Source organism: Anaerobacillus sp. ABA4_114 (assembly GCF_056159065.1).
In genome coordinates, this window is sequence record NZ_JBSWUM010000001.1 from 170,584 (window position 1) to 183,103 (window position 12,520).

Sequence of the window (12,520 nt, forward strand, 5' to 3'; positions counted from 1 at the left end):
AAGCTGTTTCGGACCTGCGTCTGAAGCAGCTTTCTTTTATCTTTCAGCTAGTAAAAGAAATGCTTCTTTTAACTAGAATGTTTCACGTGCAACAATGTAGCTGGTATGATGATAGAAAAGTATAGGTATTGTTGAGGAGATTGGTATAGTGAGTAAAAAATTAATTCTTGCTGAGAAACCTTCAGTTGGACGAGATATTGCTAGAGTACTGAATTGTTCTAAGAAAGGTAACGGGTATTTAGAAGGAGACCGCTACATCGTCACATGGGCATTAGGACACCTTGTGACCTTGGCAGATCCAGAAGTGTATGATGAGAAATACAAAACGTGGAACTTAGATGACTTACCGATGCTGCCTTCGCCGCTAAAACTTGTTGTCATCAAACGAAGCGGTAAGCAATTTAGCGCCGTTAAAGCTCAAATGAACCGTAAAGATGTAAACGAGATTATCATTGCGACTGATGCAGGACGTGAAGGTGAGCTTGTAGCAAGATGGATCATCGAAAAAGCACGAGTGAATAAACCGATGAAACGACTTTGGATATCGTCTGTTACAGATAAGGCGATTCGAGAAGGGTTTAAAAACTTAAAAGACGCAAAGAACTATGAAGCATTATATCAATCGGCAGTCGCAAGATCTGAAGCAGACTGGTACGTTGGCTTAAATGCTTCAAGAGCGTTAACAACGAAATTTAATGCTCAGCTTTCTAGCGGAAGGGTCCAAACGCCAACTCTTGCCATGATCGCGCATCGTGAAGAGGAAATTAAATCGTTTAAGCCTGAAAAGTATTATGGACTTGTAGCTGTTGTAGACGGGTTCTCACTCAAATGGCGTAGCAGCAATAACGAAAGTAACCTTTTTGATCGAAGCAAAATCGATGATATCAAGAATAAAACGAGTAATGAAGATGCGACTGTTCAAGCAATCGATAAGACGAAGAAGAAAACATATTCACCTGGCCTCTACGATCTTACAGAACTACAAAGAGAAGCCCACAAAAGGTATGGATTTTCGGCAAAAGAAACGCTGTCAGCTACGCAAAGGTTATATGAGCAGCATAAGCTTGTCACGTATCCGAGAACAGATTCACGCTACTTGTCTTCAGATATGAAAGAAACGCTTAAAGAACGACTTCAAGCCGTTTCCTCCTATGAAAAAACTGCTAAAAAGATCACATCACAACCACTTAGGGCGAATCATATTATCGATGATCGGAAAGTATCTGACCATCATGCGATCATTCCAACAGAGCAGCATCCAATCATTCGAGAGTTGAGTGACAAAGATCGTAAGGTGTACGATCTGATCGTGAAGCGTTTTGTAGCTGCTTTGTACCCGCCTTATGAATACGAGCAGGTGACAGTTCAAGCGAAGATCAACGGCGAATCGTTTGAAGCAAAAGGGAAAAAGGTGGTTTCTAAAGGTTGGAAGGAAGTGTATGGTAACGAAGAGACGGACGAACTGCTACCAGAGCTTCAGGAAGGCCAGAAGCTTAAGGTTCTTTCCCTTACAAGAACAGAAGGAACAACGAATCCACCGGCACGTTTCAATGAAGGCTCATTACTAACTGCCATGGAAAAACCAGCTCAATTCTTAGAGCAGCAAGACAAACGCTTTGCCAAAACGCTTGGTCAAACGGGTGGTCTCGGTACAGTTGCAACGAGAGCGGACATCATTGAAAAACTCTTCAATAGTTTTCTTATCGAAAAGAAGGGTAAAGACATTACATTAACAGCAAAAGGAAAACAGCTCCTTGAACTCGTTCCAGATGAGCTTCAATCTCCAGCGTTAACCGCTGAATGGGAACAAAAACTTGAAGCGATCGCTAAAGGCAAGCTGTCGAAACAAGCTTTTATCAAAGAAATGAAGAGTTATGCAGAAGAAACGGTGCAGAATATAAAAGATAGCAAGAAGAAATTTAAACATGATAACCTTACGGGTACAAAGTGCCCTGATTGCGGTAATCTGATGTTAGAAGTGAAGAACAAGAAAGGCAAGATGCTTGTTTGTCAGGACAGAGAATGTGGTTACCGAAAAGGAAAGAGTAGAGTGACGAATGCGCGCTGTCCGAAGTGTAAGAAAAAACTAGAACTGCATGGACAGGGTGAAGCTCAAACATTTATTTGTAAGTGTGGTCATAGAGAGAAGCTTTCTTCATTCAACAAACGAAAAAGCAATGAAAAGAATCATAAAGCATCTAAGCGTGATGTTTCGAAATACATGAAGAGTCAGCAAAAAGAAGAACCGGTCAATACGGCTCTAGCTGATGCACTTTCGAAATTGAAGCTTGATCAAGATAAGTAAGAAGCAGGTACGCCTGCTTCTTTTTCGATAGAAAGCAGGGTAAGTGATGAATGAGTTTATCAAAATGGGTATAGATAAGAAAACGATCGAATTTCTAATAGAAGATGGTATAGAAACGCCTACTGATATACAGAGAAAGATGATTCCTTCGATATTAGAGGGAAAGGATGCGATCGTAAGGGCTAGAACAGGTACAGGAAAGACGTTTGGCTTTCTTCTTCCTGCAGTCGAAAGGCTTAAATCTGTTGAAAATAGGGTAAACGTGCTTGTTATGACACCTACTCGAGAGTTAGCGATTCAGATCACGAATGAAGTGATGAGACTTTTACCAAGAGAAGAACAAGCAGTTGCAGTATACGGTGGGCAAGCTATTCAAATCCAAATCGACCGTCTTAAGGAAGCGACGATAGCTGTTGGAACACCAGGAAGACTACTTGATCACTTGAGGCGTGGAACGATCGACCTCAGTTCAGTATCATTAACCATTCTGGACGAAGCGGATCAAATGTTACATATCGGCTTTTTACCAGAAGTGATGGAGCTGATGAGCGTTCTACCGGAAAACAGACAAACAGTTCTTTGCTCCGCAACGATGCCCGAACCTATTAAAGAGCTTTCGAACAAATTTCTGAAAACTCCTGTAGAGTGTTATGACGATTCCGTCTTGAAGGTTCCAGATATCAAACAAACCGTTTTTGTTACAAAAGCCAGGGAAAAACTGGGGACTTTATTGATGATCCTGCACCAATTTCGGCCATATAAAGCCGTTTTATTCTGTAGAACAAAGAGAAGGGTGGATCGTTTAGCCGAATCTCTCCGTGAAAAAGACTACAAATGTGGGATATTCCACGGGAACCTTTCTCAAGCTAAAAGGGAACAAGTTGTTGAGGAATTTCGAAACGATGAGATTCAATTTCTAATTGCTACGGATATTGCGGCAAGAGGTCTTGATATCGAGGCAGTGACACATGTGATCAACTATGACATTCCCATCGATGTTGAGGGGTATGTTCATCGGATCGGAAGGACTGCTCGTGGGGGAGCTCAAGGTATAGCCGTTACACTTGCTACTCCTTCAGATGAGAACATGCTTCGAATGATCGAAAGGTCCTTACAAATACAATTAAAAAGAAAAACGTTGTAGGAGCACTATTTACTAATTTCAAAAAAACGTGAGCAGAAATCCATACAATTTTACTGAAATCATTTAAAGTTATAGAATACTTAAATATAAAAGAACTGATTTGATAAGGAGGCTACCTGTGGTAGATTCGATCTTGTTTAATATCATGCTTGTCGGCGTCCTAGGTGTATTTTCACAGTGGTTTGCCTGGCGCTTTAACATGCCAGCCATCGTAGTCATGTCCATCATCGGACTGCTTGTAGGTCCGATCTTCGGAATACTACACCCAGATAACGTTTTTGGAGAGTTGTTCGATCCATTTGTTTCTATCGCAGTTGCAATTATTTTATTTGAGGGAAGTTTGAATTTAGATTTTCGCGAAATAAAGGGACTAGGAAAACCTGTGGGTAGAATCGTAACCGTGGGTGCCTTTCTAGCATGGTTATTAGGTTCTCTGTCTGCACATTATGTGGCAGGGTTATCATGGGGAGTAGCGTTTGTGATCGGTGGTTTGTTTATCGTGACCGGACCGACCGTCATCTTACCGTTGTTGAGACAGGCGAAACTTAAGCCAAGACCAGCCAAGATATTAAAGTGGGAAGGAATCATCGTAGACCCACTCGGTGCACTGCTTGCGGTATTCGCGTTTGAAATCATCAAGTTTCTTCAACTTGAAGAAGCTACGCCTACGGTCCTTCTCTTCTTCTTCTTAGCATCCCTCTTTGCGACACTGTTTGGATTCTTATGTGGACGCGGAATCGGATGGATGTTTGAGAAAGGGTACGTACCAGAATTTCTAAAATCTCCAGTAGTGTTTGGTGTCGTGATCTTATGTTTCACAGTAGCGGATGAGATCTCACATGAAACAGGATTATTAGCAGTAACTGCAATGGGGATCACGATTGCAAATATGCATATCTCGTCGATCGATGATATGAGGCATTTCAAAGAAAACATTTCTGTTTTACTCATATCGACTGTCTTTATCATGCTAACGGCATCTCTATCCGTCGAAACGTTATTGGAGATCTTCCAATGGCAGATCTTAGCGTTCGTACTGTTGATGCTCTTTATTGTAAGACCACTATCGATTTGGCTGTCTACACTTGGAACTGATCTTTCTTGGCAGGAAAAAACGCTTGTCGGATGGATTGCACCTCGTGGAATCGTCGCATTAACGGTTGCAAGTTATTTTGCCAGTGTTCTGCTCGATGCAGGATTTGAGGATGCAAAGATACTGATCTCCTTAACCTTTGCCCTTGTCTTCGCAACAGTTGTTGCCCATGGTTTCTCTATTCGCTGGACAGCTGAAAAGTTAAATCTAGCGAGTGACGAGCAGCCTGGTGTTGTCATCGTGGGAGGGAGCTCATTCAGTACCGCTCTTTCACGTACGCTTCAACAGTTAAAAGTACCTGTATTAGTTACTGATTCATCTTGGAAAAGATTGATTACGGCTAGAAAAGCAGGTGTTCCTTTTTATCGAGGAGAAATTCTTTCAGAGCAAACGGAATATCGGTTAGATTTGACTCCGTACGAATATATGATTGCCGCCACAGAACTTGATTCATATAACGCGCTCGTTTGTACAACGTTCGTTCCGGAAATAGGAAGGAACAACCTCTATCAACTCAGCCTTCGAAATGACAGAGGTGATGACATCGAGGAGCTCGTCCATACGATCGGAGGGCGAATTGCTTTTCGTGAGGGAGCGACTTGGGAACACTTAAATCGAAAAGTTGAAAGTGGCTATGTATTACGTAAGACGAACATCACTCAGCAATATAACTATGACCAATACCTAGAGGAAATCGATGAAGAAACGGTACAGCTGTTCATCAAAAAGCCTTCAGGAAAGCTCGAATTTTTCTCACATGACTTCGAGTCGAGCGCTGAAGCAGGGGATGTCGTCGTTAGTTTAATGCCTCCGAGTAAAGAGTTTAATCGTATCCAGCAAAAGCTTGAAAAGCAACGAGGTGAAGACGAAAAGGTCCAAGAACGTCAGGAATGACGTTCTTGGACCTTTTCCTTTTTTTATATGGGTAAGGAACAGTCGTCATATGGTATGCTGACTAAAAAGGTAGGAACCGGAGGGGTCACATGTATGATGTCATTATAATCGGAGCAGGAGTGAGCGCCATATTCATGGCTCATAAGCTGACGAAACTGCATCCTAACGCCAGTATTTTGATGATCGATAAAGGAAAAAAGCTTCATGAGCGAACGTGTCAGGGAGACGGTTGCGACTGTGAAGTTTGTGATCAATACATAGGTTTTGCCGGGCTTGGTAAATCAGAAGGGAAATTTAACTATACGAATGATTTTGGTGGTAGCTTAGGAATGAAGATTGGCAACGAGAATGCGCTGCTTTTGATGAAAGAAGTCGATGACGTGATTTGCTCGTATGGAGGAGGAACTGTACCGAGCTATCAAACGCATAATCCACAATTAGCTTCCGAAGCGGAGCAGCATGGATTAAAAGTGCTATCAACGACCGTTCGCCATCTTGGCACGAAACGATCAACAGAAGTTTTCCAAAACTTATATGATGATTTGAACCGTCACATCGATTTCCTATTCGAAGCGGATGTCGTGGAAGTGTCGAAGGAACGTGATTTTTCAGTGAGAACAAATCATGGAACTTTCAGATCAAAAAAGGTTGTCCTTTCGACGGGAAGCAGCGGCAGTGAGTGGATGTTAGAGAAATGCGAGGCGTTAGGACTTCGTAGAGGCCCATCCCGGTTAGACTTAGGGATCCGAGTTGAGATGAGGGGAGATCAGCTCCAAACAATTTTAGAAGATACTTTTGAAACAAAGCTCCACTTAAAAGGTACTGATTACGAAGCGACAACGTACTGTATGAATCCGAATGGTCGTATCATACGAAAACATCAACATGGCCTTGTTATGCCTGACGGTCAGAATCAATTAGAAAAAGGGAAGAGTCAAAACCTTAACTTCACTCTTTTTGTACCTACAATCTTTGCTTCTAAAAAAGAAGCGGATGCTTTTGCTCAACACATTATCGGCGGTATTAATCGGGAGAGAGGGCGTGTAGTCGTCCAGCGACTTCAGAACTTGTTAGATAGAATCGCTACTACAGATGAAGCCCTTATGGAGAACACGATACGCCCTACTTTGTCAGCAGAACCAGGAGATTTAAGAGAAGAAGTGCCAGCGAAATACATTACGGCAATACTAGAGTTCTTACAATCGGTAGAAGAACTTATTGGTGAGCCGATCGACCACGATACGCTGTTATATGGGATAGACGCCAAATTTTATGAGCCGAAAATCAAGACGAATCAATGGTTTGAAACGGATGTGGAAGGACTTTATCTAATCGGAGATTGTTCCGGCGAAACACATTCATTGTCACAGGCAGCAGCGAGCGGACTTTATACTGCTGAACATATATAAAGACCGGCCTTTTCGGCCGGTCTAAAGGTCTATGAAATAGGTCGCTCAGACAATTTCCTTTCATGCTTCAAGCGGAACTTCAATGTGAAAACACTTAACGCCACAATCGCTACAAGACTTAATCCGATATAGAGGTTGCTATAGATGATATTGTCGCCTAATTTCGCTAGTGGATTTAAGGCTAAGGACACATTTTGCATGTCCAGGAGACGACCGAATATCGCTGAACTGAATGCGCCTGCCATGAAGTTTAATAAGTTGAAGACACCCATTCCCACTCCGTTTTGATGCTCGGGTAAAATGGAAGAAATCAAGTCAGCAGTAGAGCTCTGAATCAATGGAAATCCAAGGTAAGCGATCAGCAAACATGGAACGATGATCCAGGCTGCATAACCTGAGAATGTTGAGATAAAAAAGGTTCCGCTCGCAATGAGTAGTAGTGCGAGCTTAACTACTGTCGTAGCGCCTTTTTGCTCAATAAGCTTTCCACCAAATTGACCGATTAACCCGGCTGCCATAGCACCAGGGAATAATACGAGCCCGATCGATAGCGTAGACAGTTCGTTTAAATCACGTAACATGATCGGTATAACAAAAATAAGGCCAAATAGTGCTGAAGTGCCGAGAAAGCTTGTAAGTGCTGTGATCGTATATTTGGTATTTTTTAAAATAAGTGGATCAATAAAAGGTTTCTCGATGGTAAACGTACGATATAGAAACAACCCGAACAATAGTACGAATAAAGCAAGTAAGTACCACAAGAAAGTCGTGATATAAATGAGCAATGCTGCTACTGAAGCAGCCATCAATAACGCTCCAGGAATATCGACGGAACCCTTCCGCTTTTCTTCATTAGGTAACCATTTACGGAACAAAGGAATCGCAAAAACCGTCGCTACTGAAAAAAGGAAAAGAACCCTCCAATTCATCGTACCTCCGACGACGCCTCCAATGATCGGACCTACACCAGAAGCGAATGCAACTGTTGAGGAGATGAGTCCGAATACGCGTCCTTTTTCATTTGGAAGGAATCGAATCGGAACAATGAATGCGAGTGCGGGGATGGTGGCACCGCCCGCAGCTTGTAATAACCTTGCTAGAAGCAGTGTTTCGTAATTGGGAGAGATAAACCCAATAAATGCTCCGGTCGCAAAAATGCTAATTCCGATCGTGAAAAGAGTTTTGATCGGATACATATCCGCTAGCTTTCCATACATGAGTGAACCGATTGCGAAAACGAGAATATATCCCGTTAGTACCCAGCTCACTTCAGACGGACTTAAATCGAATGCAGCTGCAATATCTGGTATTGCAACATTAAACATCGTACCGTTCATAACGGCAAAGGCAAGAATGGTACACACCAAGATGATCAATCGTTTTCGTTCGTTCGGCGTGAATTCCTTGCTTATATGTGAATCTGGCATGAATACCCTTCTTTCTATTTAGGAACTCGAAATAATTAGTACCATCTAATGATAGAATGGAACGTCCTTGATGTAAATTAACTAGCCTCATAGCAAACGCTTTTACCAGTTATAGACAAATTGCGGATAATCTATTATGATTAGATTGGTAAATCTCGCGAAAGGGGTGAAGAATATGACCACCATCAAAGATGTAGCAAAACGGGCAGGTGTTTCAAGAACCACCGTCTCTCGAGTATTGAACGATAATGGTTACGTGAGCCAGGAAGCAAGAGAGCAGGTTTTGAAAGCAGTCCAAGAAATGGGTTATATTCCTAGCGCCCATGCGAAAACGATGAGAACGAAGCGCTCTGGTGTAATCGGAGTCATTCTTCCAAGAATCAGTACGGAAACTGCGAGTAGGGTAGTCAACGGAATTGAGCAAGAACTAGCAGAGAACGGCTATCAAATTCTACTTACGAATACACAGCTAAAACCAGAAAAAGAGATAGAAAATATTAAACTCTTAAGAAGTCGTCAAGTAGACGGGATTATTTTACTTGCTACCAATCGGAATGAAGAATTATTGCAGACGATAAAAGAAACGAACAGTCCATTTGTAGCTCTCGGTCAGGAGCTCGAAGGCGTTACCTCTGTCGTGTATGACGATTATAATGCTGCATTCTCTATAGCGGAGTCCCTAATTTCAAAAGGACATCAGCGCATAGGCTTCATTGGTGTGCAAGAAACCGATCATGCTGTTGGTGTTCTTCGTAAAGAGGGATACAAAGATGCAATGAAAAAACATAACCTATCGATCGATGAAGAGTGGATTCAGTATGGTGACTTCACATTTGAATCTGGGTATGAAGCAGCTGAAAGATTAACGAGTGGTACTAGCATGCCGTCAGCTATTTTGGCCGTAACTGACCGAATGGCGATCGGTGCGCTCGGGTGTTTGAAAGAGAAGGATATCCGAGTACCAGAGGACATGGCCGTCTTCGGAATTGGTGCATCTGATCTCTCAAAACATGTTACACCCGCTTTATCCACGGTTGATTATTTTAATGAAGATGCGGGACGTCAAACAGCGCAGCTCATTTTAAAGCAGCTAAAAGGAAAAAGCCTTGAAAACCAAAAAATTAAACTTAGTTATAGACTTATTGAAAGAGATAGTGTATAGTAGCAAATGAAAACGATACCATATCTTTTTCTACTGATGTGGAATCGTTCACACAAAATGATTCAATCTGGAAATAAGGAAAGAAGTTAGCGAGTGCTTGTAAGCGCTCGCAATAAAATAACCTTTGTGGAATCGATACCACATTTAGAAAGGAGTAAGGAAAATGGCTTCAAATAGAGAGATTGCACAAGAAGTAATCGATGCGATCGGAGGAGAAGAGAACATCCAATCTGTTGCACATTGCGCAACAAGACTCCGAATCATGGTCAAAGACAAAGAAAAGATCGATCAAGAAAGAGTAGAAAATATAGAAAAAGTAAAAGGTGCCTTTTACAATTCCGGTCAATACCAAGTTATTTTTGGTACGGGTACTGTGAACCGTATCTTCGATGAGGTATCTGCCCTCGGTTTAGCGGAAGCAACAAAATCGGAACAAAAAGAGGAAGCAGCTAAGCAAGGAAGCGCTTTTCAACGCGCGATCAGATCGTTCGGGGACGTATTTGTTCCAATCATTCCAGCTCTTGTAGCTACTGGTTTATTCATGGGACTACGTGGACTCGTTCTTCAAGAAGAAATACTCGCATTGTTTGGGTTAACGCCTGGTGATATTTCAGATAACTTCGTATTGTTCACCCAAGTGCTTACGGATACAGCGTTTATCTTCCTGCCAGCGCTAGTAGCATGGTCAACGTTCAGGGTGTTCGGGGGAAATCCTACAATTGGACTTGTCCTTGGTTTGATGCTCGTAACGCCAGCCCTTCCAAATGCTTGGGAGGTAGCGGCAGGAAATGCTGAGCCTCTTAAATTCCTTGGCTTTATCCCAGTAGTTGGGTATCAGGGATCGGTTATTCCAGCATTCGTAGCAGGTTTAATCGGTGCGAAACTTGAGAAACGGATTCGAAAGATGGTTCCTGAATCACTAGATTTAATATTAACGCCGTTTCTAGTATTACTGATCATGATTACCCTATCACTGTTTGCAATTGGACCGATCTTCCACACAGTTGAAGAGTACATCATGGATGGAACTGTATTTATTCTTGATCTTCCGTTTGGTCTAAGTGGCTTGATCATTGGATTCTTCCACCAGATCATCGTTATCACAGGTGTGCATCATATCTTTAACTTCCTAGAGATTCAGCTTTTTGAGAATCTTGGTTTTAACCCGTTTAACCCGATCATTTCAGCAGCGATCGCAGCACAGGGTGGTGCTGCACTTGCAGTCGGTATGAAGACGAAGTCTAAGAAACTTAAGGCACTTGCGTTACCATCATCGCTTTCTGCTTTCTTAGGAATTACTGAACCAGCGATTTTCGGTGTGAACCTTCGCTACATGAAGCCGTTCGTAATGGGACTGATCGGCGGAGCGGTAGGTGGATTCCTCGCTTCATTATTCAAGTTAAAAGCTACAGGACTTGCTGTAACAGTTATTCCAGGTACGCTATTGTTCTTGAACAGCCAAATCTTCCTTTATATTCTTGTAAATGTAATCGCGATTGGAATTGCCTTCGCCTTAACGTGGATTTTTGGCTTCAAAGATAGCATGCTAGATAAATAATTTTTATGAAGGGGGTCTGCCTAGACTCCCTTTTACAAATATAAACGAGTTAGGTGATCGAAATGACAACTAGAAATGAGGAACTAATTCAGTTAGCGATTGAAGACATGGAGGTGCACAGAGACACGGTGATGTCTGATCCGCACCTTCCGCACTTCCACCTTATGCCGCCTGTTGGACTTCTTAATGATCCAAATGGTTTTATTCAGTGGAATGGGGAATATCACGTCTTTTTCCAATGGATGCCATTTAAAACAGGACATGGTGCTAAGTTCTGGGGTCATTACACATCAAATGATTTAGTGAATTGGACATTGCGTTCCCCGGCATTGTCTCCAGGTGACTGGTTCGACAAAGATGGATGTTATTCAGGTAGTGCGATATGCCATGACGATAAAATGTTGCTGTTTTATACAGGTAACGTGAAAGATGAAAACGGAAATCGTGAAAGTTATCAATGTATTGCAGAGTCGAGCGATGGTATTCATTTTAAGAAAAATGGTGTGGTGCTTGATTTGCCAGAAGGATACACGGCACACTTCCGAGATCCTAAGGTGTGGAAGCATGAAGATACTTGGTACATGGTGATTGGCGCACAAAATAACAAAGAAGAAGGGCGAGTTGTCCTATTCGAATCAACTGACCTTCGAAACTGGAGTCTGAAGGGTGATGTTACAGCATCCAAACACAAGAAGCTTGGTGAATTTGGATTCATGTGGGAATGCCCGGATCTATTTCACTTAGATGGAAGCGATGTACTGCTCTTTTCCCCTCAAGGTCTTAAACCAGAAGGTTACGCTTATCAAAACGTATATCAAACAGGTTATCTTTCAGGAAAGCTCGATTATAAAACAGGGCGCCTTGATCATGATGGCTTTACTGAGCTCGATCGAGGATTTGAATTTTATGCACCTCAAACGACCGAGGATGAAGAAGGTAGACGTCTCCTTATCGGATGGATGGGTGTACCGGAACAGGATGAAGAGCATCATCCGACGAGAAAACATAAATGGATTCATACGCTGACGATTCCTCGGGAGCTTCACTACCGAGACGGAAAGCTGATTCAACTACCGGTGGAAGAGCTAAACGACATGCGTCAGAGCAAAACGGAAGTTGAAGTGAGCCTCTACAATGAGCAGATGGAGCGAGAAGAGCTCAATGGCAAGGTATATGAATTGCTCGTCAACGTAAAAGAGGTAAAGGGATCTTTCTCGGTTGTGTTTAGAAACGCAGCAGAGATGGTATACAATGCTGATGAAAAGCTGCTTACTTTTAAACGGAATAGCTTTGTTGATGGAACGGAAGAGTCTAGAAGCTGTAAGATCGATTCTGTTACACAACTGCGTTTTTACGTGGATTCTTCATCAATCGAGGTGTTTACCAACGGTGGGGAAGAAGTTTTCACTTCGCGCTACTTTCCTTCTGAAGAAGATGAGAGCCTTCTATTTAAATCCGAAGGTAATACTAAGATTGATGTAACGAAATGGAACATTAAGAACCATATCACCATATAAAATGAAAGAGC

General features: G+C 42.3%; 8 protein-coding genes. 7 read left to right on the forward strand and 1 reads right to left on the reverse strand.

Features of this window, described 5'->3' with window-relative positions; genetic code table 11:
* Positions 1-148 precede the first annotated feature (148 nt).
* The 4 genes from ACXAEY_RS00820 to ACXAEY_RS00835 all read left to right on the forward strand — a co-directional run bounded on the left by ACXAEY_RS00820 (position 149) and on the right by ACXAEY_RS00835 (position 6,845).
* Positions 149-2,305, forward strand: coding sequence for a DNA topoisomerase III (locus ACXAEY_RS00820; RefSeq protein ID WP_474809813.1), 2,157 nt, complete (start codon positions 149-151; stop codon positions 2,303-2,305).
* A 46-nt stretch (positions 2,306-2,351) separates the two neighbouring features.
* Positions 2,352-3,449 (forward strand): DEAD/DEAH box helicase, encoded by a 1,098-nt coding sequence (locus ACXAEY_RS00825; RefSeq protein WP_474809815.1) that lies wholly within the window; start codon positions 2,352-2,354, stop codon positions 3,447-3,449.
* A gap of 118 nt (positions 3,450-3,567) precedes the next feature.
* A complete protein-coding gene (locus tag ACXAEY_RS00830; protein WP_270180539.1) occupies positions 3,568-5,436 on the forward strand; it encodes a cation:proton antiporter in 1,869 nt (622 codons plus the stop codon).
* A gap of 89 nt (positions 5,437-5,525) precedes the next feature.
* Positions 5,526-6,845: an FAD-dependent oxidoreductase gene (locus tag ACXAEY_RS00835; protein WP_474809817.1), complete on the forward strand. Its 1,320-nt coding sequence runs from the start codon at positions 5,526-5,528 to the stop codon at positions 6,843-6,845.
* A 29-nt stretch (positions 6,846-6,874) separates the two neighbouring features.
* Here ACXAEY_RS00835 and ACXAEY_RS00840 read toward each other — a convergent pair whose 3' ends face one another.
* The gene (locus ACXAEY_RS00840) at positions 6,875-8,272 is read right to left on the reverse strand and encodes an MFS transporter (RefSeq protein ID WP_474809819.1); all 1,398 of its coding nucleotides are present in this window, start codon (positions 8,270-8,272) and stop codon (positions 6,875-6,877) included.
* 175 nt (positions 8,273-8,447) lie between these two features.
* Here ACXAEY_RS00840 and ACXAEY_RS00845 point away from each other — a divergent pair, with 175 nt between their 5' ends.
* From ACXAEY_RS00845 to ACXAEY_RS00855, 3 genes are all read left to right on the forward strand, one after another.
* Positions 8,448-9,434: a LacI family DNA-binding transcriptional regulator gene (locus ACXAEY_RS00845; RefSeq protein WP_270180536.1), complete on the forward strand. Its 987-nt coding sequence runs from the start codon at positions 8,448-8,450 to the stop codon at positions 9,432-9,434.
* A gap of 163 nt (positions 9,435-9,597) precedes the next feature.
* Positions 9,598-10,992 (forward strand): sucrose-specific PTS transporter subunit IIBC, encoded by a 1,395-nt coding sequence (locus ACXAEY_RS00850; RefSeq protein ID WP_270180535.1) that lies wholly within the window; start codon positions 9,598-9,600, stop codon positions 10,990-10,992.
* A gap of 62 nt (positions 10,993-11,054) precedes the next feature.
* Entirely contained in the window at positions 11,055-12,509 is a 1,455-nt protein-coding gene (locus tag ACXAEY_RS00855) for a sucrose-6-phosphate hydrolase (RefSeq protein WP_474809822.1), read from the forward strand.
* Positions 12,510-12,520: the final 11 nt, after the last annotated feature.